Origin of the sequence: Liquorilactobacillus satsumensis DSM 16230 = JCM 12392 (genome assembly GCF_001435195.1) — a bacterium.
Lineage (GTDB): Bacteria > Bacillota > Bacilli > Lactobacillales > Lactobacillaceae > Liquorilactobacillus > Liquorilactobacillus satsumensis.
Map to the genome: position 1 here is coordinate 252,423 of NZ_AZFQ01000036.1, position 24,988 is coordinate 277,410.

At 37.7% G+C, this 24,988-nt stretch carries 30 protein-coding genes; 24 read left to right on the forward strand and 6 right to left on the reverse strand.

The window, feature by feature from the left end:
- Positions 1-251: 251 nt before the first annotated feature.
- From FD50_RS06030 to FD50_RS06110, 17 genes are all read left to right on the forward strand, one after another.
- Positions 252-968 carry a metallophosphoesterase family protein gene (locus tag FD50_RS06030; RefSeq protein WP_056960800.1) on the forward strand — a complete coding sequence of 239 codons (717 nt, stop codon included), beginning with the start codon at positions 252-254 and terminating at the stop codon, positions 966-968.
- A gap of 28 nt (positions 969-996) precedes the next feature.
- Entirely contained in the window at positions 997-1,590 is a 594-nt protein-coding gene (locus FD50_RS06035; protein ID WP_054756131.1) for a DJ-1/PfpI family protein, read from the forward strand.
- 245 nt (positions 1,591-1,835) lie between these two features.
- Positions 1,836-2,048: a hypothetical protein gene (locus tag FD50_RS06040; protein ID WP_054756129.1), complete on the forward strand. Its 213-nt coding sequence runs from the start codon at positions 1,836-1,838 to the stop codon at positions 2,046-2,048.
- Between the two features lie 379 nt (positions 2,049-2,427).
- The gene (locus tag FD50_RS06045; RefSeq protein WP_056960801.1) at positions 2,428-3,537 is read left to right on the forward strand and encodes an SLC13 family permease; all 1,110 of its coding nucleotides are present in this window, start codon (positions 2,428-2,430) and stop codon (positions 3,535-3,537) included.
- 14 nt (positions 3,538-3,551) lie between these two features.
- A complete protein-coding gene (locus FD50_RS06050; RefSeq protein WP_054756125.1) occupies positions 3,552-4,418 on the forward strand; it encodes an alpha/beta hydrolase in 867 nt (288 codons plus the stop codon).
- 46 nt (positions 4,419-4,464) lie between these two features.
- Positions 4,465-5,418: a zinc-binding dehydrogenase gene (locus FD50_RS06055; RefSeq protein ID WP_056960802.1), complete on the forward strand. Its 954-nt coding sequence runs from the start codon at positions 4,465-4,467 to the stop codon at positions 5,416-5,418.
- Positions 5,419-5,434: 16 nt separating this feature from the next.
- Positions 5,435-6,421 (forward strand): NAD(P)H-dependent flavin oxidoreductase, encoded by a 987-nt coding sequence (locus tag FD50_RS06060; RefSeq protein ID WP_338037807.1) that lies wholly within the window; start codon positions 5,435-5,437, stop codon positions 6,419-6,421.
- Between the two features lie 34 nt (positions 6,422-6,455).
- Complete coding sequence (locus FD50_RS06065) at positions 6,456-7,316, forward strand: arginase family protein (protein ID WP_056960803.1); 861 nt, start codon at positions 6,456-6,458, stop codon at positions 7,314-7,316.
- A 22-nt stretch (positions 7,317-7,338) separates the two neighbouring features.
- Positions 7,339-7,740 carry a DUF3021 family protein gene (locus FD50_RS13070; protein WP_162256073.1) on the forward strand — a complete coding sequence of 134 codons (402 nt, stop codon included), beginning with the start codon at positions 7,339-7,341 and terminating at the stop codon, positions 7,738-7,740.
- Positions 7,741-7,746: 6 nt separating this feature from the next.
- The gene (locus tag FD50_RS06075; protein ID WP_054756115.1) at positions 7,747-8,496 is read left to right on the forward strand and encodes an alpha/beta fold hydrolase; all 750 of its coding nucleotides are present in this window, start codon (positions 7,747-7,749) and stop codon (positions 8,494-8,496) included.
- Between the two features lie 91 nt (positions 8,497-8,587).
- Positions 8,588-9,793, forward strand: a complete 1,206-nt coding sequence (locus tag FD50_RS06080; RefSeq protein ID WP_056960805.1) for an MFS transporter — start codon at positions 8,588-8,590, stop codon at positions 9,791-9,793.
- 225 nt (positions 9,794-10,018) lie between these two features.
- Entirely contained in the window at positions 10,019-10,510 is a 492-nt protein-coding gene (locus FD50_RS06085) for a PH domain-containing protein (protein WP_056960806.1), read from the forward strand.
- Positions 10,503-11,945 (forward strand): PH domain-containing protein, encoded by a 1,443-nt coding sequence (locus FD50_RS06090; protein WP_056960807.1) that lies wholly within the window; start codon positions 10,503-10,505, stop codon positions 11,943-11,945. The genes FD50_RS06085 and FD50_RS06090 overlap by 8 nt, the downstream gene beginning before the upstream one ends.
- Positions 11,946-12,211: 266 nt before the next feature.
- Positions 12,212-13,135, forward strand: coding sequence for an ABC transporter ATP-binding protein (locus FD50_RS06095; protein WP_056960808.1), 924 nt, complete (start codon positions 12,212-12,214; stop codon positions 13,133-13,135).
- On the forward strand, positions 13,125-13,898 hold the full coding sequence (locus FD50_RS06100; protein WP_054756106.1) for an ABC transporter permease: 774 nt from the start codon (positions 13,125-13,127) through the stop codon (positions 13,896-13,898). Before FD50_RS06095 ends, FD50_RS06100 begins: the two co-directional genes overlap by 11 nt.
- Entirely contained in the window at positions 13,898-14,554 is a 657-nt protein-coding gene (locus tag FD50_RS06105; RefSeq protein ID WP_056960809.1) for a TetR/AcrR family transcriptional regulator, read from the forward strand. The genes FD50_RS06100 and FD50_RS06105 overlap by 1 nt, the downstream gene beginning before the upstream one ends.
- Before the next feature lie 186 nt (positions 14,555-14,740).
- Positions 14,741-15,040, forward strand: coding sequence for an SDR family oxidoreductase (locus FD50_RS06110; RefSeq protein ID WP_056960810.1), 300 nt, complete (start codon positions 14,741-14,743; stop codon positions 15,038-15,040).
- Positions 15,041-15,273: 233 nt separating this feature from the next.
- Here FD50_RS06110 and FD50_RS06115 read toward each other — a convergent pair whose 3' ends face one another.
- Both FD50_RS06115 and FD50_RS06120 read right to left on the reverse strand, forming a co-directional pair.
- Positions 15,274-15,954 carry a CPBP family intramembrane glutamic endopeptidase gene (locus FD50_RS06115; protein WP_056960811.1) on the reverse strand — a complete coding sequence of 227 codons (681 nt, stop codon included), beginning with the start codon at positions 15,952-15,954 and terminating at the stop codon, positions 15,274-15,276.
- 512 nt (positions 15,955-16,466) lie between these two features.
- Positions 16,467-17,018, reverse strand: coding sequence for a TetR/AcrR family transcriptional regulator (locus FD50_RS06120; protein WP_054756100.1), 552 nt, complete (start codon positions 17,016-17,018; stop codon positions 16,467-16,469).
- A gap of 139 nt (positions 17,019-17,157) precedes the next feature.
- Between FD50_RS06120 and FD50_RS06125 the strand changes: the two genes are divergently transcribed.
- The 5 genes from FD50_RS06125 to FD50_RS06140 all read left to right on the forward strand — a co-directional run bounded on the left by FD50_RS06125 (position 17,158) and on the right by FD50_RS06140 (position 21,441).
- A complete protein-coding gene (locus FD50_RS06125; protein ID WP_056960812.1) occupies positions 17,158-18,312 on the forward strand; it encodes an alpha/beta hydrolase family protein in 1,155 nt (384 codons plus the stop codon).
- A 110-nt stretch (positions 18,313-18,422) separates the two neighbouring features.
- On the forward strand, positions 18,423-18,575 hold the full coding sequence (locus tag FD50_RS12935; RefSeq protein ID WP_162256074.1) for a hypothetical protein: 153 nt from the start codon (positions 18,423-18,425) through the stop codon (positions 18,573-18,575).
- A 335-nt stretch (positions 18,576-18,910) separates the two neighbouring features.
- Positions 18,911-19,456 carry a GNAT family N-acetyltransferase gene (locus tag FD50_RS12805; RefSeq protein ID WP_056960813.1) on the forward strand — a complete coding sequence of 182 codons (546 nt, stop codon included), beginning with the start codon at positions 18,911-18,913 and terminating at the stop codon, positions 19,454-19,456.
- A gap of 58 nt (positions 19,457-19,514) precedes the next feature.
- Positions 19,515-19,925 carry a VOC family protein gene (locus FD50_RS06135; RefSeq protein WP_235803445.1) on the forward strand — a complete coding sequence of 137 codons (411 nt, stop codon included), beginning with the start codon at positions 19,515-19,517 and terminating at the stop codon, positions 19,923-19,925.
- Positions 19,926-20,244: 319 nt separating this feature from the next.
- Positions 20,245-21,441, forward strand: a complete 1,197-nt coding sequence (locus FD50_RS06140; protein WP_235803446.1) for an MFS transporter — start codon at positions 20,245-20,247, stop codon at positions 21,439-21,441.
- Between the two features lie 63 nt (positions 21,442-21,504).
- On the opposite strand, the gene FD50_RS06145 is transcribed toward FD50_RS06140, so the two are convergent.
- Entirely contained in the window at positions 21,505-21,879 is a 375-nt protein-coding gene (locus FD50_RS06145; protein WP_056960814.1) for a winged helix-turn-helix transcriptional regulator, read from the reverse strand.
- Between the two features lie 213 nt (positions 21,880-22,092).
- Here FD50_RS06145 and FD50_RS12685 point away from each other — a divergent pair, with 213 nt between their 5' ends.
- The gene (locus tag FD50_RS12685; protein ID WP_156653500.1) at positions 22,093-22,254 is read left to right on the forward strand and encodes a hypothetical protein; all 162 of its coding nucleotides are present in this window, start codon (positions 22,093-22,095) and stop codon (positions 22,252-22,254) included.
- An 88-nt stretch (positions 22,255-22,342) separates the two neighbouring features.
- On the opposite strand, the gene FD50_RS06150 is transcribed toward FD50_RS12685, so the two are convergent.
- Positions 22,343-22,804 carry a GNAT family N-acetyltransferase gene (locus tag FD50_RS06150; protein WP_056960815.1) on the reverse strand — a complete coding sequence of 154 codons (462 nt, stop codon included), beginning with the start codon at positions 22,802-22,804 and terminating at the stop codon, positions 22,343-22,345.
- A gap of 83 nt (positions 22,805-22,887) precedes the next feature.
- On the opposite strand from FD50_RS06150, the gene FD50_RS06155 reads away from it, so the two are divergent.
- Positions 22,888-23,163 (forward strand): DUF2268 domain-containing putative Zn-dependent protease, encoded by a 276-nt coding sequence (locus FD50_RS06155; RefSeq protein WP_056960816.1) that lies wholly within the window; start codon positions 22,888-22,890, stop codon positions 23,161-23,163.
- 24 nt (positions 23,164-23,187) lie between these two features.
- On the opposite strand, the gene FD50_RS06160 is transcribed toward FD50_RS06155, so the two are convergent.
- Both FD50_RS06160 and FD50_RS06165 read right to left on the reverse strand, forming a co-directional pair.
- Positions 23,188-23,994, reverse strand: coding sequence for an alpha/beta fold hydrolase (locus tag FD50_RS06160; protein WP_235803447.1), 807 nt, complete (start codon positions 23,992-23,994; stop codon positions 23,188-23,190).
- Positions 23,991-24,632, reverse strand: coding sequence for a TetR/AcrR family transcriptional regulator (locus FD50_RS06165; protein WP_054756092.1), 642 nt, complete (start codon positions 24,630-24,632; stop codon positions 23,991-23,993). The genes FD50_RS06160 and FD50_RS06165 overlap by 4 nt, the downstream gene beginning before the upstream one ends.
- Between the last annotated feature and the right edge of the window lie 356 nt (positions 24,633-24,988).

Sequence of the window (24,988 nt, forward strand, 5' to 3'; positions counted from 1 at the left end):
TTTGTGCGCAAGAAACACGGGTCATCATTAGATCTTTTCGTCTAAGCTCAAATTGATCGTCCTATGGCACCCCTTTAAAATTCTTATTTTTTGAGATGTTGTGTTGGAGAACGTACGAGCCCTTGCTTGCTGTGCACACTTGCTGCTTAACACACAATTATTTTATAATTACCTAAGTAACCGCCTAAATCGAAGCAAATTTTTCTGAAGTTCATAATTTTAAAAAACTAGTATGAAATCAGGTAGATATCATGGCAACAAAAATTGCACTTTTCTCAGACGTTCATGGCAATTTAGCAGCGCTCAATGCATTTTATGCTTCCTCAAAACAGCTTGGTGCCACAGAGTATTGGTTTTTGGGAGATTTATTTGGTCCGGGAGATGGGGCACAGGCACTCTGGGATAAGATGCAAGTGATTAATCCAACAGTGAAAATAAGAGGAAATTGGGACGATTTCTTTTTGAACTGTCAAGCTAATCATGATCAAATTGCTAAATGTGAACAAAAAATAGCACACAGATTAACGAGTTATACTAAGACACGCCAAGCAATTGCAGCCTGGCCACTACACCTGGAAAAAAGAGTCAACGGAGTTTATTTTGGACTTTCACACAATCTGCCCACGCATAATTATGGAGATTCTCTTTCTGTCAGAGCAGATAACCAAGCACTTGCTGCACTTTTTGCAGATAACCGGCAACCTTGTGATGTGGCTATTTATGCCCATATTCACCATCCAACCATGCGTTACGTTGATCTGCATGCTTGCAGTAATGCTAAAAAGTTGGAGAAAGACTACAATTACAACCAAGCAGATGAACGACTGGTCTTAAATATCGGCTCTGTCGGAATGCCTTTTGATCGACCTGCTTGTCATAGATTGGAAAATAGAGCTGAATTCTTATTGTTAACCATCAAAGAAGATGGGACGCTCACTCCGGATTTTAAAAGAGTTGCATATCAATGATGAACGTTAATTAAGGAGGAACATGAAAATGGATGTTAATGTCTTGTTATTCCCAGGGTTTGAACCGCTTGATGTTTTCGGCCCAGTCGAGGTTTTGTTACATCTTAAAGGCGTTAATTTGCGTTATTTTTCTTTAAATGGAGGTAAAGTGGGCACCTATAAAACACTCTTTATTGAGACACTTCCACTTGAAGAAATTCATGCGGCTGGTGTTTTTTTGCTCCCTGGAGGACCGGGAACGCGAAAATTGGTTAACGAGCCGCTATTTTTAGATAAGATCAAGGAAATTGCTGAACAGGCAACTTCAGTTTTAACGGTCTGCACTGGATCTGCTTTACTTGCTAAAACAGGACTTTTAGATCACAAACAGGCCACTTCAAATAAACGTGCTTTCAAATGGGCAACAGCTCAAAATAAGCAGGTTCTTTGGATCAAAAAGGCACGTTGGGTTAAAGATGGCAATCTTTATTCATCCTCAGGTGTTTCCGCTGGCATTGATATGGTACTTGCTTTTGTTGCAGACATTTGCAGCACCGCACAGGCTGATAAAATCGCTACCCAGATTGAATATCACCGCAACAAAACTGCAAATGATGATCCTTTTAGCGAACTTTACGACTGACAGTAACCAAAAAAATATAGAAAACTGGAAAAGAGCTAACTTTCACGAAGGAATGTTGATATTTGTGCTGAAGCTAACTAGAGGAAAGGGAAATTTTATTTTATTGTTAACGGCAATTATCTGGCGAACTAATTATATTTTTATTAAGCAGGTATTACGCACAAATCTACCAACTGACTTAAATACACTGCGGGGGCCATTTTCAATGCTTTAATCTATCTCTTTTTTCAAAGGCAATCCGGAAAATGACCTGCGCTGATTTTCGCATTGAATGTAGCGCAGGAATTATTAAATTTCTGGGATATCAACTGCAGGCAGGCGGTTTAAAATATACCAGTCTTGTAGAATTTGAACCATTCACTGATAATTTGTTGTTGGGTGGGACTTTAATTGTTCTTTCGATTTTAATCATGGAACTTAACATTCGAAAAATGATTTTCTTTAAAAAAACGTTTTGATAAAAATCTACAAGATAGTGTGGAGTAGAATGCAACCTAAAGCAAGAAGAGGTTGCTTTTTATTTTATAAACAAGTCTCGTTTCTAAAGAGTAACAGCCAATTACTGCAGTATGCTATACTACTTCTCGTATTAAACTTTAAGTTAATGAAAAGTGTTCAAGCTTGTTGAAAATTGCATGTTTATCATTCGTTAACATGTTGGTTTTAACGCCATTTTCTGCACTCTTGAAGCGCTTTTCCAAAGATCTTTGCTGAAGTTTTTTTACATAGGTCAGACACACGCAAGTAACTAAAATAATGGTGTGTCTTAACTTAAAGCTGCTTGAGTGTTAGCTAGGATAGCCAGCAGCTAAAATAACTTATTTTAGGAGACTTTTTGTGGAAGTTTTAAATAAAATCATCAAAGATCGGCTTTTGTGGCTGTCTTTTGGGGCGATGCTATTAAGCTTGCTAATTAGCAAACCACAAAGTAGCGATATTAGTTGGCAGACAATTATTTCGTTAACCGCATTAATGCTGCTTGTGCAAGTTTATCAACGGTTAAAGCTGCTTGACTATGGTGCACTTATTTTAGTTCGAAAAGTAAGAAATCAACGACAGCTCATCCAGTTATTAATTAGCATTACTTTTGTAGGTTCGATGTTTTTGACAAACGATGTAGGTATTATTACAATTGTTCCTTTATTAGCGCTAATTGCAAGAAAAGTGAAAATCCCACTTGCACTGCCTATAGTACTAATTAATGCAGCAGCTAATTTGGGGAGCCTAGTTACTCCGATCGGGAATCCACAAAATCTGTATTTGCTTGCGTATTATCGAATTGATGCACTAACTTTTTTTAAAATGGCAGGTCCAATTACTCTGGCTAGCATACTTGTTTTATGGTTCTGGTCACTATCTTTTAATCCTATTCCACTAAAGCCAGCTGAATTTACTTCTCCGAAAATTCAGTTGGGCAAGGCAAGCCTTACTGTTTTAGTCAGCATCCTGGTTATTTTAGGAATTTTTGCTGTTATTCCTTTGTGGATAATGCTTGGTGCAACTTTGTTTTTGACACTTGTGATTGACAAACACTTATTTAGTAAGCTTGATTATGCATTATTATTGACATTTATTTGTTTTTTTATAACTGCGGGAGACATCGGGCGCAATTCTGCTGTTAGAGACTGGCTGCAGCAAATTGGTCAGCACAAAGAAGGCGTTTATTTTACTGGCCTGGGACTTAGTCAGATTATCAGCAATGTTCCGGCCGCAATTTTGCTAGCACCTTATACAAGGCACGTCTATTCCTTATTCTTAGGGGTTAATATCGGTGGTTTGGGTACTTTAGTTGCATCACTAGCTAATCTGTTAGCCTATAAACAATATCGTTTAAACAAACTTCAAGAAGATAAAAACTATTTAAAATTATTTCTAATAGTAAATGTAACCAGTCTTTTTATCCTTGGAGTATGTGGATACATGCTCAGCTATTGGGGTCTGAAATAATGGGGGAGAAATAAATGAAAATGATGCAGAGGCATAAATGGTTAATTTTTCTGACTTGCTTAGTAGCCGCAGCGATTATCAGCATGCTTTTTTTAATAATCAAGTCGCAAACACATCTTCGGACTGGAAACCGTTCAAATAGCATCCCAACGCTGTATCTACATGGATGGGGTGCAAGTGCGAAGTCAACTAACAGTATGATTAACTATGCACAAAGGAATCAAGGGGCTAAAAAAGTGTTAACTGCGACTGTGTTAGCAAATGGACATGTTGAGCTTTCAGGTGATTGGCCTGCGAATACACGGCGCCCGCTGGTTCAAATTGTGATGAAGGACAATCGAAATGGCAATTATCAGGTCACACGTGAATGGTTCTATCACGTAATTTTAGCCCTGCAAAAAGCCTATCATATTCGCCAGTATAATACTGTGTCACATTCAATGGGAAATCTGACGACAATCTATTATCAGCTAAAATATGGGAGCGTTCAAAAATTACCGCGCTTACATAAACAAGTCAATCTTGCAGGACATTTTGATGGTATTATTGGAATGGATGATCAGCCAAACAAAAACTACTTTTTAGCTGACGGCAGCCCTAAAATTCAAAACCGAAATTACCGCTATCTTTTAAAACAGCGCAATAATTTTCCAGCTAATCAAGTGCAAATCTTGAATATTTTTGGGAATTTAGAAGATGGGACTAATTCTGACGGAGATGTCTCAGAAGTTTCTGCACGTTCGTTGAAATATCTGCTGCAAGGTCGGTATAAGCGCTATACAGAGATTGAAATTAAGGGAAAAAAGGGACAGCACAGTCAGTTGCATGAAAATAAACAGGTTGATCAAGCAATTGGACGCTTTCTATGGAATGTCAAATGACTTTGAATGCGTTAAGGTAAAATACTTTTTAAGGGAGTAATACGAGATGAAAGCCTTGTATTTCGATCATTTTGGAGATAATTCAGTTTTACAGTATGGGGACTTGCCTGTTCCTCAGATCACGGCTGATGAGGTTTTAGTGAAGATGAAGTATATCGGTTTGAACTTCGCGGATATTTATCGACGCAAAGGCAATTATCATCTCGAACCGCATCTACCTTATATTAATGGTTATGAAGGACTAGGGACAATTGTCAAGCTGGGGGAAAATGTGACTGAACTTAAATGTGGTGAACGGATTCTTTTTGTAGATGTTCCATTAGCTAATGCTGAACTAGTTGCCGTGCCACTTACCCATGTCATCAAGGTTCCGCCAGAAATTGATGATAAACTCGCGGCAGCAATCGGTTTACAAGGCTTAACAGCAGATTTTTTAGCACATGATTTGGCGCAAAGCCAGCCAGGTGAACGTGCCTTTATTCAAGGAATTAGCGGCGGAGTGGGACAAATTCTTTTACAAATGCTTACCGCAGATGGAATTCAAGTCTCAGGAGTAACCTCTACAAGGAAAAAACAGGAATTGGCTTTCAAACAAGGGGCAAGCCACGTCTATCTGCGGACGGATCAGTGGGCTGAACAACTCTGCGATACATTTGCAACAGTTTTTGATGGTGTGGGTAGCACATTAAAGCAAAGCCTTGCACTTGCCAAACACAAAGGGCAGGTGGTCTTCTTTGGGATGGCAGGAGGGAATCCAACTAAAGTTGACCCTTTAGCGCTACTTGAGCATTCCAAAAGTATTTTGACAGGTGATCTGTGGGATTACCTGTCTAGTCGAAGCGAAAGGCAGTCAAGATTTGAGCGACTAGCATCCTATTTTATTAGTCAAAAAATTGTAATCAATGAACCCCAATGTTTTCCGTTATCAGAGGGCCAAAAAGCATATGCATTCCTTGAAAGTGGAAGTAGTAATGGAAAAATATTGATGGAATGTCGTTAACCCAAAATTATTAGCAATTAAGAGGAGATGTTACTACATGAAACAACAAGTGCTACAAATTCTCAAGACTAAATATCCGCTTATTCAAGCACCGATGTCTTGGATCACCAATGCACAATTTGTGGGTGCAGTTGCAAATGCCGGAGGTTTAGGTGTTTTAGGCCCAAATGCAGGCCAAACTACAATCACATCAGACCCAGGCCAAACCGCGAGTTTAATGCAGGCGGAAATTCAAAAATTGCGCCAAATCACAACACATTCTTTTGGCTTAAATCTCTTAATGCCTAGCACTCCTGAACAAGACCTCAATCCCTATAGTGCTGCATTATTAAAAATGGCATTTGCAGAACGAGTCAAATACTTTGTGACAGTTGGCTCTTATAATCGAAAAGTGTTTGAACAGATTAAACAACATAATGGGATCATCATTCATCGTTCAGAGATGATTTCGCTTGCAAATTTGCGTGCAGCTGAAGAAGCTGGCGCGGACATTTTGGTAGCGACAGGAATTGATGCGGGCGGTATTTTTCCTAGGCGCGCTTTTGGGACCTTTGCTACCTTGGCTGAATTCAAACGTTGCCTCCATGTTCCGTTATTGATCGCAGGCGGTATAAATACAGCTAAAGAGGCTAAAGCTGCAACTGATTTAGGAGCTGATGGAATTTATGTCGGTACTAGATTTATCGTTACGCCAGAATCCCCAGCTAGTCAAGCAGTCAAGGATTTAATTGTTGCTGCAGATTCTGATGACCTTGAATTTGTTTTTGAGCGGGAACGTTCACTTAAAACTTTAGCTGCAGATCGTTTGAATAAGCTTTTCAATGATCCCACTAATAAAGTAGATCTCAGTCAAGAAGTTAAGCGCTTAGGCGGAGTTCGACCTGCAATGCTGCTGGGAAAAGTGGAACAAGGGATTATTCCAGTTAATACTGGTGTTGGGAGCATCGTTGAAGAAAAACCAGTTAGTACACTGATCAATGAGTTAAGTGCAGGATTGTTATAATTTAAATTTAAGCACAACGAAAAGGAGTGTTTTTATGACTAACACCATTAAATTAGAAATGCCGCAGTGGCAAGGCGGCGAGAACCCTAATTATTTTTGGGGATCAAAAATATTAGCAGCAATCGTTCCTGATATTAAAGGTGAAACCTTCAAAATTGGAGTAAAGGAAAATTTTACTGTGACTGGCAATGATCGTGGCGCTGTTTTCCAAGAAGACGCTTTGGTGGCACAATTCGTTGAGACAAAACAAATTCTCGCATTAAAGCAACCCAAGAGAGTTATCACCTTAGGTGGTGATTGTGCAACTTCACATGCACCCTTTGATTATTTAAGCGAACGTTACCAAGATGATCTCGGTGTAATCTGGTTAGATGCACACCCTGATATTTCCAGTTCCAAGGAATCTAAACATGCTCATGAAATGGTAGTGACGAATCTTCTAGGTCTGGATAATACAAAATTGGCGAAACAAACTGCACACCCATTGCAGCCGCAGCAGGTACTCTATGCAGGCTTAAAAGCTCAAGATTTGCGCCCGATGGATCAAGCAGTTAAACGATTGCAGATTGCATTTTTAACTCCAGAAAAATTACGTCAAGACAATGCGGCAGTGACTAAGTGGCTCAAGCAGCATCATTTCAGTAAAGTTGCTGTGCATTTTGATCTGGATGTTTTGACACCCGCAGACTATCGATCTATTTTGCCCGCTAACCCACATGCAGATATTTCTCAATTTGGCGCAGCGGTCGGCAGCATGACTTTATCAGAAGTTGGTCAGTTCTTTGAAGAACTTACGCAAGCTAGTGAGCTGGTGGGCTTAACAATCGCAGAACACATGCCATGGGATGCCATGAATCTGCATGCGATGTTGCGCAACTTGGCAATCTTTAATTAAATTGGTTCAAATTTCAAAGATTATGCACTGGTTTAGACATATTTTTAACGGCCTTGGTATCGGGGCGGTCGTCTATTTAAGCTTGGTTTTTGTAAACGGCGGCGCGTCTGTTTCACGCAAAGACGTGCTCTTTGTCTTTATTGTGTCCTGTTTTATCGGGATTAGCACCTTTATTTTTAAAATATCGTCTTTGAACTTCCTGAGTTCTTTAATTCTGTATTATTTAGGAGTAGTTGTATTCATCATTTTGCTGGATTTTGTTTTCGGGACGCAAGTGGAGTTTGTACAAATTATCAGTAGTACCACTATTATTTATCTGATTTCATACGTAGTAACAATCGGCAAGTTTTTCCTCGTGACTAAAGATATGAATGAAAAACTTAAACAGCTCAATAATAAATTAAAAAGTAGGCGGAGGCTTTAGTGTCGGATGAAGTTAAGAATCTGTGACAAGCTTATTAACTATGAAGTAATTGGCAGCGGGCGTCCTGTGGTGGTGCTGTGCTTGAATCACACGTTAATGAAAACTTGTTTTGAACGCATCCCTTGTCTACAGAAATTTCAACGGATTTATCTCGACATTCCAGGGACAGGTGCAAGTTCAGCATTTTATCAACCGCATCCAAGTAGCGATTATCTGCTACACTTACTGCTTCTTGCACTTAAAAGACTGGTTAGTGAACCTTTTTATCTGTGTGGCTATTCATATGCAGGTTATTTAGCATTAGGAATTACCACCTATTTTGAAAATAACATAAAGGGTCTTTTTTTAGTGTGTCCTGTAGTAATCGCTGCTGTAAATCAACGAAAATTGGCAGGAATTCAGCAAAATCACTTTACCTCAAAAAAGAGAGCTGCAGATGTATGGTATCAACATCTACGCAGCTTAGATTATGCAACTAAAGAGGTTGATTTACATTTTTGGCAAAGTTTACAGTGTCAAAATTATAAATACTATCGTCTATCCGTAGAACCCGCTTTAAAAAAAATCCAAATTGCAGTTCCCACACTCTTTTTGCTTGGTAAAAGAGACAACATTGTCGGGTACGAAGATCAAGTTAGGTTATCGAATAGTTTTAGCAATATAGCACTTGCTATTCTAAATGATGCGGGACACAAACTGTTGTTATGTAAGAAGCACCAATTTTTATTTTATGCCGCTCACTTTTTCAAGTATTAGCGTTAAAAAAGTTACGCCTTTACGAGTTTGTCTAGGGCCGAAAATTCACTGATGTTGAATCTTTTGCAAGAATAATGTATAATTAATAGTTATGATAAATAAACTTAAAAATCCATATTTCCCATTGATGCTGAGCCCGTTTGCTTCGCAGCTAGGGTCAGCGATTTATGTTTTAGGGCTTAATTGGTTAATTGTGCAAGTAACTGGAAGTACGAAGTTGTTAGGGCTGATCGAAGGCTTAGGCGGATTTGCTTTTCTTTTAGGAGATTTTTTAGTAGGGCTATTAGTCGATCAACATAATCGCAAAGGTGTATTAATTTGGACAGATCTTATCTCAGCTGCAATTTGTTTGCTGGGCAGTTTTTTTGTAGATAACACCACCCCGCAAACCTGGTTGCTAATTATCATTACGTTTGTCTTGAATTTAATGCTTGCATTGAATTATCCGGCAGCCAAAGCGATCACTCCTGAAGTGATTGCTAAGACAAGGTTACAGACATTTAATGCACTCGCAAACACTGTTTTTAATTTTGCAAATATCCTTGCCCCGCTAGTGGGAGGACTCTTATTAGCAATTAAAGGAATTGATTTTAGCGGCTTTTTGCTAATTAATGCATTGTCCTATTTTTTTGCGCTCTTATTAAATCTGTTAATTCCATACTCTTTTAGCCCCGCGCTAAATAAAGCAGGTCAAGAATCGATTCTTAAAAGTACGTGGGTTGGCTTCAAGTATATTAAACACCATCCTAATCTGCTGTTATATATGCTCGCAATGGGGATTTTCAACTTTTGTCTGGCCGGCTTTTTACTAACAGCACCTTATATTGGACAGCACTTTTTTGGAGGTCATGCGACAAATTACAGTTTATTTCTCACCGTCTCAGCGAGTGGAGGGTTACTAGGCGGTCTAGCATTAGCTTTGCAAAAAAGAACGGTAACTCCGCAGATTATTTATAGGGAACAGCTTTTTTATGGAATTGTACTGGTGATTTGTGGAACCTTTCTTTCTGTCTATACTTGGATGACAATTGCCTTGGTCTATGGCTTTTTTCAAGCACGTTTTTTCGGAAGTATTACGACTTTTATCCAAAATGAAACTGATGTGGCCTTTTTAGGCAGAATCTTTGGGGTGACATTCCTATTCTTTGATGGGGTGCAGCCAATTGGTTCCTTCATTTTTGGTTTCTTCATCAATATCTGGCAGCAGTGGACCTATGTCATTCTAGGCTGCTGCTTAGTAGTTTTCTTTTTGCTATTATTATGTTTAAGAAAAGAAAATTATGCGGAGATGGCATAAGTTGTTAAAATTTGAGCATTAACGTAAAATCACGGAGTTAAATCGGAGAATTTTGACTTATGGAACACGTTTATCCGGAATAAAAGAGGGGCTGTGACAAAATTTAACTTTTGTCACAGCCCCCTTTATTATTAGCATCGCTTTTCAAAAGACAGCGTCCCCTTGTCAAGAATAGGTTGATTTGTTATCCTAAAAAGAGTTTATAGAAAGTTGGACTAATAATTTATGAATACATATCCGTTACTGCGCAACCTCCTACCACTCCAAATCAAAGTGGTTTGGTTTTTGCGTGCACTGCTTGATTTTTGCATTTCGCTAGTGCTTACAGCCTTGGTTTGGTGCTTAGCCTTTAAATTTTGGAACCCCAGTTGGTTATATACTGCTGGATTTGCTGTTCTAGCTTTGATCGTCGTGAATTTAGTGGGGGCTTTGCTGCTAATTCCATATCGCTATGCCTTTCATCGCTATGAAATAAATAGTGAAGAATTGGCTTTTCAGAAGGGTTTCTTTTTCCGTCAGACAGTTTTTGTGCCGCTCGTCCGCATTCAACATGTTGAAACGCGACAAGGACCTTTACTGCGTCAACAGAAATTGATGTCACTAGTTGTGTATACTGCTGCTACCGAGCATCAGATTGCAGGTCTGAGCAGCGATGAGGCTTTCAAGTTGCGCAATCAAATTTTGCATTTGGTCAAGGCGGTGCGCGAAGATGTCTAACATGCGACATTTCAGCGCTTTAATGCTGTTGCAGCGCACGGTCCACAATCTTCGTGCTTGGATTGTTTTACTAGTATTAGTTGTTTTCAAAAACATTTCAAATCCTAAACTGCTTGTCTTAGGACTTCTTATTTTTCTTTTATTAGCAGTTGCGCAAGCCTACTATCACTGGCTATCTTATCGTTTTGTGCTCAATGAAAAACATTTACTGATGCATTATGGCTTTATTTTTAAACATCAGATAGATATTCCTTATGAGCGAATTCAAGCAGTTCACCGTGAAGTTTGGTTTCTATTTAAACCTTTTAAAGTTGCAAAGTTAACGATTGAAACTGCAGGAAGCCGGGGTGGCAAAGATGACGTTGTGCTGGAAGCTGTTCCTGAATTCATCTATCGTGAACTTGAAAAAAAGCGTAACCACGGTGCGGAATTACCGGCTGCGAAGGCTTCCGTGCAAACCACGCTTTACCAAGTCTCTGTAAATGATTTATTTGTCTTTACTTTTACAGATCTTAATTTGGTTTCAGTTTTGCTGGCAATGTTGGGCATCTACAGTGAAGCAGGAAGTTTGGCTTTTCAAAAATGGGTGGAGACGCGCCTCAATGAAATTGTTGCCGGTGGGATATTAATGATTGCTCTTTTGATCCTGTTAATCTTGTTTATTTTGTTTATTGTAGTCTTAACCCGTAACTTCTTGCGTTATTTTCGCTTCTTTGTTTGGCGGACAGATGATCATTTAATTATTGAAAGAGGACTTTTTACGCGGCGGCGGGTTAGCATCCCAATTCAACGGATCCAAGCGCTCCAGTTGCGGCAATCACTGTTACGGCGCCTCTTAGGATTACAAACTGTGGAAGTTATTTTAGCAGCTGGGCAAGGTGATAATAAAAAAGAGGATGTTAACGACAATACCTTTTATCTACTTCCAATTATTCGGGACAAAGAAGTTTGGCAAATGTTACAAAAACTGCTGCCGGAGTGGCAACCGACAGCGCTTGTACCGAATTCTAAAAAGTCCCACTGGTTTTTATTTGCCCGTTTCCGTCTACTCGCATTATTAATTTTGGGTGCTGCTGCAATTTACTTTTTCAACCTTGTGTGGGGAATAATAGTAATCGGTCTGCTGGCTCTTTTTGTGGCAATCTCTTTTTGGACCGCTGATATTCAAACCGCGGCGCTTGATAAGAACAGCTTGCACACTGTGACTGTAGCTGGTATTTCCCGGATAGAAACACTCTGTCCGTTTAATAAAATTCAATCTGTGAAATTAAAAACCACTTATTACTTAGAGCGGCACCAATGGGGTCATTTTGAACACTTTGTTAAAGCAGGACGAATACGTCGACGAATCAAACTAAGATATCTTGATTTAGCGGAATGTACACGTCTTAAACAACGCGTCTTAGCTGGGCGGACAACTTTAAAGAATGATTAGGCCTGTAATAATTTGACGTGACAGCTGTTAGCTCCAGAATAGATATCAGCAAAAATATAAAACTAAGAGAGACTAAGTCGAAAGTTAATTTTTGATTTTGTCTCTCTTAGTTTGTTTTGCGTTCTTCGATAGTAGCTTCTTTGCAATGTTAGCAGTTTTACATACACTTGATTTACTGTTAAATGCGTTATTTTAACTTGACTTTAGCAGTCATTTGTTTACAATGTAAATGTAGTTTACGTTGTAAACAAAAAGGAGAGTTCAAAATGCCAAAAGCAATTGAATTAGTACATGTCGGAAAAAAATTTAAAAATAGAACCATTCTGAAAGATATTAATTTGGTTATTAACAGTGGAGAAATTATTGGATTATTAGGTCCTAATGGGGCTGGAAAGTCAACTTTAATTAAAATTATGACGGGTTTAATTAAACAAGACTATGGAGAGGTGTATTTGTTAGGACGACAGCTTGGACAACAGAGACGGAATACTAATGCGCTTTTAGGATTGGCACCACAACAATTAGCTCTTTACCCACAACTAACCGTGGTTCAAAATTTAAAGAATTTTGGTTTCATAAATGGTTTAAATCAAACTGAAGTAAACCAAAAGACTTCTGACTTATTAGCTACTTTTGCATTAACTTCAATTAAGAAACAGCTTGCTGCAGACTTGAGCGGTGGTCAAAAAAGGCGTTTGCATTCGGCTATCGCACTGATGAATAATGCCAAAATTGTTTTTTTAGATGAGCCAACTGTCGGAGCTGATGTCACGTCACGTGATAAGATTCTAAATGCAGTTAAAAGGCTCAGTCAGCAAGGAATTACCGTTATTTATACAACCCATTATTTGCAAGAAATTGAGGATTTGAATGCCAAAATTGTTTTCTTGAATCATGGTAAAATCGAAGCAATCGGATCTAAAGAAAAAATTATCCAACAGTATGCACATCCGGCAATTGAACTCTGGTTCCAAGGAAAACTTCCCACCATTGCAGGCTGGAAAAGAAAGGGGAATTGTTTGGAATACAAGACCGCTCCAGCCAACTTCCCAGTGGCTATGATTTTAAAAAGTGCCTTAACTGACAATGAAATTCAAAATTATCAATTGCAGGAAATCAAGCTTTCACATTCTAATCTGGAATCTGCATATCGTGGTTTAATAAAAGGAGGCATCTCCCATGAAGCTTAGACAAATATCGGCGGTCACGCGCTTAAACATGCATTTACAGTTGGCTGAGCCGTCTGTCCAAATTATTATGATTTTAATTCCAATTGTAATGGCACCTTTTATGCTTCCAGCTGCTAAGGCCCAACTGTTAGTGCAAGGATATCATGCTGCTAACGGCTCGGAACAAGTTGTTCCAGGATTGGCCGTTTTATTCTCGTTCTTTTCTGTCCAACTGATTATTCAGAACTTTTTTAATGAAGCGACCTATAACACTTGGGACCGGCTTCAAGTTTCAATAACTTCTTTGCCAGAAATTATTACCGGAAAAGCGATTATTGCGTATATCATTCAATTGTTACAATTGATAGCTGTAGTGCTGCTCAGCAGTGTTCTTTTTAATTTCAGTCCTAATGGTAGCTGGCTGGCATTAGCCGTTACACTCATCATTTTTTCCGCTTGCTTAACATTTTTTGGTATTTTGCTAGTGAGTTGGACTGATTCAGCATCATTTGCGCTAATGCTTTCAAACTTTTTAGGTGTCTTAATGGCCGGGTTGGGTGGTAGCTTATCGCCAACCAATTCATTTCCGGATTGGGCGCAAAAATTAGCTTGGTTCGATCCTGCTTATTGGGCCCTGTCAGCGATAAAAAAAATCAGTCTTGATCATGGTAACCTTTCAATGATTAAAACCAACCTCATTATTTTGATAATCATTACTTCACTTTTTGTTTTATTAGCGTTGCTCGGATTTAAATTAAAACCACTGAAAGCAGGCGATCACTAATGGTTGATAAACCGCTAAAGGAAACCTTAAGCCGCGAATACATTTTGCAGATCTCATTAGCTTTAATTGATCGTGACGGAATTACATCTTTTACGATGCGTAAATTAGGGCGTGAACTGCACGTTTCTCCCATGGCTGTATACCGCTATTTTCCAAATCAGGGGAATTTGTTTGATGGCCTTGTTGAATTTATTTGGAACAAATCACTGGCGCTTAATGAATTGAAGCTCGCTGCCAATTTAAATTGGCAAAAAATACTGATTGAGTTGATGTCGCATTTTCGGCGAACATTGTTGCAGCATCCTAATGTTTTGCCACTAATGTCAACGCATCCGCTTGTAACCGCGCGGCAATTCCAATTAGTTGGAAGTTTTCTGACTTTTCTAGTTGAAAAGGGAATGAAGATTCAACCGACTACTATCTTTCTAGTTAAGAGTTTGGCCGTTTATACGTTAGGCTTTGTTTGGGCTGAAGCAATTGAACCCGAAAATGGTGGTGTCATTGATACAGCAAATTTGCAGAATTCTAAGCAAAAACTGCCAATTTTAAAAGAATTCATGGATTCCTTACAAAGCGAACAGTTTGATGAGGAACACCAATTTTTGTTGGGAATTTCAGCCATTATTAATGGTTGGGATGCAAGGCCGTTTGTTTAGTACGCGAGATAGGAGTGAAAAAGTAGTCAGACTTACAATTCTGACTTAGTAAAAAGACAAACAACTAATTACTTACAATTTTTTTGTTTTTCGAGTGTCTGGATCTTATTTTGAATTTTTTCGAGATAGTTTTTTTGCTGTGTCAGGTCTTTTCTGATTTTTCTTTCTTGCTTTTTTAGTAGTTCAATGCGCTGGTTTAGCGTTTTGTATCCTGCAGCCGTTGAATTCACAAAAAATCTGATTTTTTCTAATGAGCTTCTTGCACGACAAATAACCGTTAATACAATTGCGCCAGGACCAATGGATACACCTTTTTTCTATAGTCAAGAGACAAAAGAGTCTACTTCATTCCATAAAGCGCAAGCAATGGGAGACCAACTAACAAAGATTGAAGACATTGTTCCAATCATAAAGTTCTTAACTACTGCTGGTTGGTGGATTAACGGCCAGACTATTTTCGCTAATGGGGGTTACACGACCCGTTAAAATGATTGAAAATTATTTTTGCAAAACCAGTAAAGCGCTCAAACTTTAATCATGGTAATTCACGTATTTTAGGATAAAGCTAAGAGAATAGGACAAAAGGCGTTTAGTTGGCGCGAATTAACAGCGTGAGGCGGATAATTCCAAAATTGGTTTGTCTGACTTATAGGGTTAATTCGCGCCAACTGCCTTTTGGTGCACTTCACTTTTGTCCTGGGCCCTTATTTTTTTCATTTTTATGTCTCTTTTAATGACAACTGACGATCCACATAAATCAGATAAATAAGGCTTGTGACAAGAAGCGGGGTAAAAAGTACAAATAACAAACTCCAGCTCATACCAACGCTATTGTTTGAAGCGGCAATCAGGGGTCCCCAGTCTAAAATAAAATGTAATAAAATTACCCACAACAAACAGTTAGTTGTGATGCGCAATGCTGCCAAAAAAACGCCGGTAGCAAACGCGTACAGCATCTGTTGCAAGGTAGCTCGCGGACTTTCTCCAAACAAATTGATCAGATGCATGCTGCCAAATAATACAGCTGACCACACAGCTGCTTTAGTAAACTTATAAGAAGAACTCTCATAGATAAATAGCCCCAGAAAAGCAGATAGAATTAAACCACGACAAATTGATTCCTCAAAAATTGCCGCAGACAGGGCTATCATTGTGTCTAACAAGAAATTCTTTGAGTTAATAACAGTAATAATATTTAAGGGAACATTCTCCACACTCATTATGATAATAAAAATGGCAACTGCAAGGATGCCCCAAATTCCTAAATTTCTAGTAAAAAGCAACTTTGTGTTAATCAACTTAAATGACTTAAGTCCTCTGAATGCAACTAATAAAGCCACAAGCGCTAAAACAACATTAACGATCGCTTTAGTAGTGTTAGAGGCATCATAAATGAACATGTTTAGCCACCAAAAAAGCAGGAACAAGATAATTCCCCAATATAATTATCTGCCCCAAGTCCAGCGATTATTTAATAGCATTGCCAGCTTCCTCCTTAATTTTCCAGTATTCGTAATATTATAATGATATCATTATTTTTAAATAAACAAACGGATACTTTTAAAAAAATAGCTCGCAATTAAATAAATATTTAATTAAAGTATTGATGAGGGAGGCGGTCGTTGTACGCGCAGTAAAAATAGGGGTTGAGAGACCAACAAAAGAATATTTACCTGGCTGGATGGGAAATCAGACAGACTCCACACATAAATTTTAGGATTAGATCTGCTAGATGTTATTTTAGCAATGAAAAGGCGTTGATTGTGAATAACAGCGATAACTTGAGCTGCTCTTGCCAAAGCTGCTTAGGTTAGCAGGCAGAAGATCAGGAAGCCTCCGCAGTAGTAATTGACTGAACCCAAGGATATTTTGGTTGTGCTTAACCGGATTTAGCAAAAAGCAATTAGTATTTTCAATCTTCAATCAATACAACTCTCATTTTTTCGGCAAATTTTAGCGCGCGGTTGTCAATTCCATGCTCAAAAGTCCAATTTAAAATTTCAAAAATAACACCCGCGGCAATTTGGGTCGCCAAGTCTACATCGACCTCTAGGGATAGTTCATGCTGTGTAAAGTATGCTCTTAGATAGCTTTCAATAACTCGTTTAAATTCATTTTGCAAATTATACTGCGGTACGTTGATCTGAAATAAAACAAGAATAGATTCTTTGTGTGCGATTAATTCAGCATAGAATTGTTCAATTGACATCTTCCAGTTCAATGTCATCAAAGACTTAAGCCGTTTTTTAACAATCAGTTCGAAGTCTTCAACCTGTTTATTGAATACTTTTTCTAGTAAATCAAACTTATCTAAATAGTGTAAATAAAAAGTTGATCTGCTGGTGAATGCCACTTTGCAAATGTCTCCGATTGTAATTTTAGCAAAGTCCTTTGTCTTTAATAATTTAATGAAGGCTTGCTCAAGATTGCGTTTTGTTTTAAATTTTCTAAGATCTTCTACCAAAACAATTCTCCTTTTTATATCCAATAATGGTCAATCTAGGTCCAAATGTCCTTTTATGGACACTTTTAAAAATGATGACTGTTGCTGCCGTGTTATTTGCCAGTTAAACTGCAGATATCACAAGAATGGAGGAACAAAAATGTTTTTTGAATATCTTAAAGGGCAGCAACAGATGAACTTACAAATTAATAGGCAATTAAATGGTCTTCATGATAATCCTAAAGTCAAACAGGATTTAAAGGTCGTTATTCCACAAATTCAAGATGAAGAAAGCTGGTTTTCAGCATGGCAGACGGTAGGTGAAAAACGAGAGCGTCAAGCAGATTTTGCACTTGCCTGTGCTTACTTCGCGCTGGCACAATTTTATTTAAATAAGCATGATTCTAGGAAAAAAGTGACTGTCCATCGTTATTTAAACAATTTTTACCGCAGTCATCCAGGGCTTAATTATGTTGAATACAAAGTTCCATATGAGAATTCCTATCTTCCGGCTCTGAAGGTTGTCGTTAATCCTGGTGCACATAAAACGCTGTTAATTATTAATGGCTTTGATAGTTTTATGGAAAAAATTTTAGCAGTGACTGACTTTTTTAAAGGCACCGACTATAATTTGATTTTGTTTGATGGTCCCGGTCAGGGAAGAGCCTTAATTGATAATGGAATTCTCTTTACACCGTATATGGAAAAAGCTGTGACGCAACTTTTAGACTATTTTGAACTTCAAGAAGTGGATGCCCTCGGTGTGTCTTGGGGCGGCTATTTTGTTATTAGGGCAGCTGCATACGAAAAAAGAATTAAACAGGTAATCTGCTTTGACTTCTTCTATGATGGTCTGAATGTCTTTTTGAATGGTTTACCTAGCGAAACAAAAGAACGCTTAAGAAGTGCTTTAGAACAAGGAAATGAAACTAGCGTGGAAAAACTCCTCAAGCCCTTTATCCAAACGAACGCGGATTTGAAATTTAAGCTTAATAAAGGATTTGAAAACACCGGTACAAAAACTCTCTGTTCTTTATTAAAACAGATTGCCTTGCATAATGTTAGTGGGTTGGGCAAAAAAGTGACTGCAGATGTGCTACTTTTAGCTGGAAGTAAAGATCAGTATGTTCCATTTCAGGATTTAGCATTGGAACAAGCAGAGTTAAGATCCGCCAGATCATTAACAACCAAAATTTTTACAGAAAAAACCGGCGGAGAACAACACTGCCAAGCTGGAAGATATGACCTTGCTTTGAATGCCGTACGTATTTTTTTAAATCAACCAGCCTTGCCTGGTCATGAGACTTCAATTTGAAGTGTGTGCTGTTCGAATGTTTTTCAAAAGATCCCAGTTAAAACTATATATTTGTTTAAAAGCATGCTAAACTTTCCTGCATAAGGATGATGCTATCCGAGAAATTTAACATGGGAACTAAAACCTTTTTCAATTTTAATTTATTCGATGGTATAGATTCGATCGAACATGGTTTTTATGTTAATGATGAAGAAATCGAATTAATGTTGGAACCCAATACTTATTTAACACCAATTTTACTAGCAGAGACTTTGATTCTATAGTATGGCAAAGGGGTTTTACCTGAATGAGAATTGAAAAAAGCTGCCGATACTCTAGCAGATACCTTTGAGAACCTCAGTGTTGCATATCAACAAGGAGCCAAGTTCACCAGTGGAACAGATGCAGGCAGTCCTTTTAATGGTTATGATAAAACGCGTGTGAATTTGAATTGTTGACTAAATTAGGGATGACCCCGGTTGAAGCCTACTGATGCTCAACAGTCAATGCTGCTAAACTATGTCAGATTGATGCTGAATATGGCACTTTAACAGCAGGAAAGGTTGCTGACTTCATTGTTCTAGATTCAGACCTTTTAGAATTGTTAGGGGAACTAAGAATGCAAATTATTTTAAAAGAACTTCAGCAAGACGAACTGACTGACTTTTGGGAATTAGCGTTCAGTAATCCGCATGCAGAATGGACCAAATGGAATGGTCCGTATTTTCATGATAAGCTGCCCTCAAAAGACACTTTTATTGATAGCAGCCAGAAGAACGTGTATCTGAATAATCCGTTGCGCAAAGTGATTTGGAACAATAATCAAATGGTGGGGATGGTTTTTGCATATTATGCAGACGAACCCTTAGAAAAGTGGCTGGAAGTCGGAATAAGTATTTATCAACAAGCAAACTGGCAGCAGGGAATCGGGCGGCAAGCTCTAACCCAGTGGATCACTGAGCTATTTAAGCAAAGTACGCTGCCACATCTTGGATTGACAACGTGGTCAGGCAATTACCGGATGATTGCCCTTGCTGAAAGTCTAAACCTAAAGAAAGAAGCAGAAATCCGCCAAGTCCGCTATTGGCAAGGCAAATATTGGGATTCTATCAAGTACGGGATTCTGCGGACTGAATGGACTAATAAAAATAAAACAAGTTTGTAATTAGCGTAAATTATATTTATGAGCTAATGATACGTAAATTGAGAGGAGTTTGACTAATTTGGAAACTACAGGCTTGCTTAATCATCTCGAAATCAATGTTAGTAATCTTGCTGCCTCGCGGAAATTTTGGGATTGGTTGCTACTCAAGCACTTGGGATATCAACACTACCAAGTATGGGAGCAGGGGATCAGCTACATCAAAAAGCCGTACAGTTACTTAGTTTTTGTACAAACTGATGCCCAAAAATTAAGCGCTGGTTACCGTAGAACTCATGTTGGACTAAATCACTTGGCATTTTCTGTTGCAGACAAGCAACTAATTACTCGAATTAAAAAAGAACTAGGGTCACTTAATTATAATGAACTTTATGCTGCTCGGTATCCCTATGCGGGCGGAAAAAAGCATTATGCGCTTTACTTTGAAGATCCGGACAGAATCAAAGTAGAAATCGTTGCAATCGGAGAGTAGCTGTTATTAGTGGAATTACAGCAAAGGCAAGAATCATTGGAATAGGGATAAGTATAGTTAAAGCTCAGCTTTGAAGAGAATGCAAGCTTACTCTTTAAAGTTGAGCTTTTTTATAATCCCTAATTACTTTGGTGGATATGCCAAATAATGTTGAATAAGTAACCTAATACTGTCAATTTCCACTTAGTAAGTTTGCCTTAATTTGACAACAGGTATACTTTTGTTCACTTGTTTGTCACTCCAGTTAGTTCTATGATCCCAGCTAGAGAGAAATCCCTTAAGATTGGACAAAAAACTAATTAATCAAGGAGCGCTAACATTGAGATCACATAGAGCAGCAAATTCACAAATTGCGGTATTTATAATCATCGGACTATTTTTTGGAGTTTTTGTTATCGGGGCTGATTCTTTTATTATTTCACCACTTTTACCAACGATTACCCACGAGTTTAAAGCGTCCGTAGCAGAGACCTCCGCGAGTGTTACCATCTATGCATTTTGTTACGCACTGGGAGCTCCATTCTTTGGTCCTTTAGGCGATCGTGTAAATAAGCGCTTGCTTTTAATGACAGGAATTCTGATTTTTTTAACCGGAACACTTTTATGTGCGTTAGCGAATAAGTTGGCGTTGTTTTACATGTATCGTGCACTCGCAGGGATTGGAGCGTCAATTTTTTTACCAAATGTTTGGGCTTTTATCGGTGACTTTTTTTCGGGGAAACAATTGAATCAGGCTGTCGGAATTGTCATGTCTGCCTTATCCCTGTCAATCGCAATCGGGGTACCGTTAGGAACGACCCTTTCACAACTAAGCGATTGGCATATGGCTTTTTGGGGCTCTGCACTCCTGACACTGGTTTGCATACTGGTTTTATTTTTTACTATTCCTAAAAATTTATCTGTAATACAGCATCCCAAAAATATTGGTTATTTTAATAGTTTCAGTACGGTCTTAAGTACGCCGAATGCAGTTCCTGCATTGCTAATTACCCTATTTTGGATGTTTGGCTTTTATAGTGTTTATACTTTTTTGGGAACATTTATTGTTGACACTTTTAAGTTTAATACTGCCACGACAGGTTACATCTTTATTGCTTACGGTCTATCCAATTTCTGTGCTAGTTTTTTGGGGGGAAAAGTCATGAATTATCTTGGTAAAAAAAGGAGTGTTCTCACAAATGGTGGGGTTTCCTTACTCGTTATGCTAGTAATTGCTTTTTGGGGAAATAACTTAGGAATTTTGCTGCTGGCTTTAATCCTGTTAGCTCTGACTCAAGGCTTTGGAGTAACTGCACTGCAAGCCTATATTGTCAACGTGGTGCCTTCAAATCGAGCAACTGTCATGTCAATTAACAGTTCTTTTCTATATCTAGGCCTAACGTTAGGTTCGCTGCTTGGCGGCTTGTTATTAAAATTCACTGGTTTCAAATCAATTACTATTTTGGCAGCTTTTGGTTTCTTACTGGCACTTCTAATTACATTGAAGTTGAGCCAACAACCGAACAGAAAGCCTTAGCTGTAGTTCAAAAGCCTGGCACCACGGCTGTCTGAACCATGAAAACGCAAGCGATAGTCAGCATTAGCAATCTAAGTTATTGTTGCCTGCAATTTTACCAGCATTTTCTTTGAGATAATGGCGGCCCCAAGAATTCAATGCAGTCACCAGTGGCGCTAAACTCTGACCCCATGCTGTCAAAGAGTATTCTGTGTGAAAAGTTGCTGTGACCTGACGCTTGATGATTTGATCTTCTTGCAGTTCAGACAATTGCAGTGCCAGCATTCGCTTAGAACACCTCGGAATTTCTTTGTGTAACTCACTAAAGTGTAATGAAGCAGACATCAGCCTGCAAATGATAATTGACTTCCATTTTCCGGATAAAATACCAAGTGTCGTATCTAATGGGCAATATTCAAAGTGTTTTTGACTACTTTCGATCGCATTTATTGTACGCATTTTTTTCTCCTTACTACAGTAATATTAACAACTCAATGATACTTCAAAGATAGGCCAAAGCAACTTTAATTGCCTGTCGTACTTAAACATTTTGCAATGATGCTACATATTTAGCAGATTATCAACTCAAAATTTGCCAATTGCAGTCTTTGCCCCTTGACCATCATGCAACGTAACGGTTTAAACTTCAAAATGGAGAAAGGGATGATAAAGATGCTCTTAAAAATTTTAACTGCTCAAAGATATGCAGACTTAAGTACTTTACCAAAAATTAAACGCCGTTCGTATTTTTCAAAACATGTCTTAGCACCTTTTGCAGAAAAATTTAAAAAGCAACATTTTACCATAAATGACAGCTGGGCGACTATTTTATAGTATCTGTAAAAGTTGATGCAGCGTTACTTTGAAGAGCGATGTTGACGTAAACATTGATTTGATATCCCTGTAATAAAAAAACTCTGAATTAGAGTTTTTTTTGCATAGTTATATCAGTTGTAGTAAAGCCATTTTTTTCGTAAACATGGATAGCTCTTTTGTTACTTCCAAATACATGTAAGGCTATTGAACTAAAACCTTTTAATTTGGCTTCCTGAGTTGTTAATTGTAGAGCTTTGGAACCAAAACCCTTGTTTTGAAAATTGTCGTAAATTTTAAAATCATAGATGAATGCCATTAAAGGGTTATCTCGGTAGCTGGCAAACCAAATATATCCAACAGTATCAGCTTGAAACGTAATTGAGTAAAAGAAAGTATTGGCGGTCTTTATCCCTGCTGGGAGTAATTCTTTGAAGCTGGCATTGGCATTTTTAAATGCATTTTCATTGGTCCATGTGCCAGCATCTATTTTGTTTTTTGCGTATTCTTTAATAGCGGTTGATAGATAATGCTGAAATTCAATTTCTGTCATGGGTAATAGATGCATTATGATTATTTCTCCCCGTTTTTAATGTATGAAGTTAGTATAGCACCAAAATTATAGATAATACTAAAGCAGCAGAAATTAATTTTATGCATGATGAGACGCTGCTTCAACAAGCGCAACAGATCGAAGTTGAATTAACTGAATTTACTAATAAAAATATTCAAGTTCCTTTGCAAGAATATAAATTCACAATTTTCTTAGGGAAAAAGACAAGCCCTATGTTACATTTGAGTGCAGGCTACCTTGGAGATGGAGGGATTCCAGGATTTTTATCAATGACACTCGTCGCCGTAGAAGAATTGAAAAAAAGTAGGTCCTCTATTTACCCACGAGTGCAATCGAAATATTCGCTATCACTATGAAATCCTAATTTCTTGTATGAGTAATTATTCCAATAAAAAGTCAATTATCTTAGTATTGAAGTCTTTACATTCCTCATAAACCGCATGTCCATATTTTTCAAAGGAAATAAACTTACTATTTTTAATTCTAGTCGCCATTTCTATTGATATATCATATCCAACTATTTTGTCTTCAACCGCGCCAACAATTAAAGTAGGCGTTTTGATTTCTTGAAGTTCATCTGTAGTATCATGCGACAAGCAAGATTTAGCCTGAATAATGAATCGATTAAAATCTTTCGGTTTACTCGCTTTACTTATTAAAGAATAAAAAGGTCTGTATAGTTTAAGTTTCTTATTTGTGTACATGTTTTCAAAAGCATCAATCAACAATGATTTATAATCATTTAACGTTGCAAATTGTATCCATTTTGGTATTCGATTACGAACCTCCTTAGTCGGCTTTGATGTTGTGACAGCGAGTATAAGTTTCTCTATACCATCTGGATATTCAATTGCTAGATGTTGAGCAATCATTCCACCTTGTGAAATCCCCATAAGGTAGAATTTATCAAGTCCTAATTTATTAAGAACAATCTTTTGATCTCTAGCCATTTCTCTTGTCGTATAGTTTTGTGGTAATTTTACTCTTCGACTAAAGGCATATATTCTGAATTTTTTTAAGTATTTTTTGTAGAAAATAGCAAGAGGAATAGATTGTCCTTTTACGGTTTTTAATCCATCTCCTAAACCTGGTAATACAACTAAGGGTTTCGTACCATTTCCAAACACAATATAGTCCATTTCCATAGCATCAACTTTTATTGTTTCTTCTTGAATATTAAAAATCATAAGTTACCTCTTGTATAATTAGAAATACCAACTCTCAAAATTTCCAAGTATTTTGTAACAACTTCTACATATTTATGCTTCAATTGTTCTATGTCTATAGTATCTTGGCTTTCTACTTTATAAATAAACTCCGCATTGAAACCTTTTAAGAACCATTTGATTAAGTCAATAGTTTTCTTATCCAAAGCAAGTTCTTTCATATATGTTTCTTCAATTAACTTGTGGTAAATACTTTCGCCAGTATTGCTGTATTTTGCTTCAACTTTTCTAGAAATATCGGTATTCTTTTTTGTAAAAGCATTAACAATTACTTTGTACGCATTCGGATTTTCAATGTACCACTCAAACTCTAATTTAGAGTAATCAACAATTCTTTCAAACAAATCACTAGACAGATTTTTAGAGCGTACTTCCAAATCAGATACTAATTTTTCAATGGCATAATCTAAGATAAAGAAGTACAAATCTTCTTTGTTCTTAAAGTACTGAAACAAACTTCCCTTACTTATTCCAGCTTCTTTAACAATCCTATTAGTAGAACTATTTGCAAAACCAAATTGTGCAAATTCTACAATACTTACATTGATAATTTTGCTTTTCTTGTTATCGTCAATTTCGTTAAATAGATTCGAGTACATATAAACGTTCCTTCCAATGACCACGTGGTCATTATAAACCATTTACCTTGTTTTGTACAGATGGTGTGGACCTAGGATGAAAGTGTAGACACGATTTAGTAGAATTTCTACTAGAGAGAGGATCGTGTCTTATGAGCAGTAGAATAAGATATTCTGTCGAGTTCAAGAAGATGATCGTCCAGCTATATGAAAGCGGGACATCGGTCACTGATCTTACTAGCGAATATGGGATTGCCAGTGCCACCATTTATAATTGTAATGACCACGGAAAGCATGTTAAATTTGGAAGATGTAAAAAAAGAGAGTGTGACATAAGTCGGGAAAATTTGAATGCTAACTCGAAATTACGAACATAG

Coding starts and splice junctions, on each gene's coding strand:
- FD50_RS06030 (WP_056960800.1), top strand. CDS start 252: ATGGCAACAAAAATTGCACTTTTCTCAGACGTTCATGGCAATTTAGCA.
- FD50_RS06035 (WP_054756131.1), top strand. CDS start 997: ATGGATGTTAATGTCTTGTTATTCCCAGGGTTTGAACCGCTTGATGTT.
- FD50_RS06040 (WP_054756129.1), top strand. CDS start 1,836: ATGACCTGCGCTGATTTTCGCATTGAATGTAGCGCAGGAATTATTAAA.
- FD50_RS06050 (WP_054756125.1), top strand. CDS start 3,552: ATGAAAATGATGCAGAGGCATAAATGGTTAATTTTTCTGACTTGCTTA.
- FD50_RS06055 (WP_056960802.1), top strand. CDS start 4,465: ATGAAAGCCTTGTATTTCGATCATTTTGGAGATAATTCAGTTTTACAG.
- FD50_RS06065 (WP_056960803.1), top strand. CDS start 6,456: ATGACTAACACCATTAAATTAGAAATGCCGCAGTGGCAAGGCGGCGAG.
- FD50_RS13070 (WP_162256073.1), top strand. CDS start 7,339: ATGCACTGGTTTAGACATATTTTTAACGGCCTTGGTATCGGGGCGGTC.
- FD50_RS06075 (WP_054756115.1), top strand. CDS start 7,747: ATGAAGTTAAGAATCTGTGACAAGCTTATTAACTATGAAGTAATTGGC.
- FD50_RS06080 (WP_056960805.1), top strand. CDS start 8,588: ATGATAAATAAACTTAAAAATCCATATTTCCCATTGATGCTGAGCCCG.
- FD50_RS06085 (WP_056960806.1), top strand. CDS start 10,019: ATGAATACATATCCGTTACTGCGCAACCTCCTACCACTCCAAATCAAA.
- FD50_RS06090 (WP_056960807.1), top strand. CDS start 10,503: ATGTCTAACATGCGACATTTCAGCGCTTTAATGCTGTTGCAGCGCACG.
- FD50_RS06095 (WP_056960808.1), top strand. CDS start 12,212: ATGCCAAAAGCAATTGAATTAGTACATGTCGGAAAAAAATTTAAAAAT.
- FD50_RS06100 (WP_054756106.1), top strand. CDS start 13,125: ATGAAGCTTAGACAAATATCGGCGGTCACGCGCTTAAACATGCATTTA.
- FD50_RS06105 (WP_056960809.1), top strand. CDS start 13,898: ATGGTTGATAAACCGCTAAAGGAAACCTTAAGCCGCGAATACATTTTG.
- FD50_RS06110 (WP_056960810.1), top strand. CDS start 14,741: ATGCGCTGGTTTAGCGTTTTGTATCCTGCAGCCGTTGAATTCACAAAA.
- FD50_RS06115 (WP_056960811.1), bottom strand. CDS start 15,954: ATGTTCATTTATGATGCCTCTAACACTACTAAAGCGATCGTTAATGTT.
- FD50_RS06125 (WP_056960812.1), top strand. CDS start 17,158: ATGTTTTTTGAATATCTTAAAGGGCAGCAACAGATGAACTTACAAATT.
- FD50_RS12935 (WP_162256074.1), top strand. CDS start 18,423: ATGGGAACTAAAACCTTTTTCAATTTTAATTTATTCGATGGTATAGAT.
- FD50_RS12805 (WP_056960813.1), top strand. CDS start 18,911: ATGCAAATTATTTTAAAAGAACTTCAGCAAGACGAACTGACTGACTTT.
- FD50_RS06145 (WP_056960814.1), bottom strand. CDS start 21,879: ATGCGTACAATAAATGCGATCGAAAGTAGTCAAAAACACTTTGAATAT.
- FD50_RS12685 (WP_156653500.1), top strand. CDS start 22,093: ATGCTCTTAAAAATTTTAACTGCTCAAAGATATGCAGACTTAAGTACT.
- FD50_RS06155 (WP_056960816.1), top strand. CDS start 22,888: ATGCATGATGAGACGCTGCTTCAACAAGCGCAACAGATCGAAGTTGAA.
- FD50_RS06160 (WP_235803447.1), bottom strand. CDS start 23,994: ATGATTTTTAATATTCAAGAAGAAACAATAAAAGTTGATGCTATGGAA.
- FD50_RS06165 (WP_054756092.1), bottom strand. CDS start 24,632: ATGTACTCGAATCTATTTAACGAAATTGACGATAACAAGAAAAGCAAA.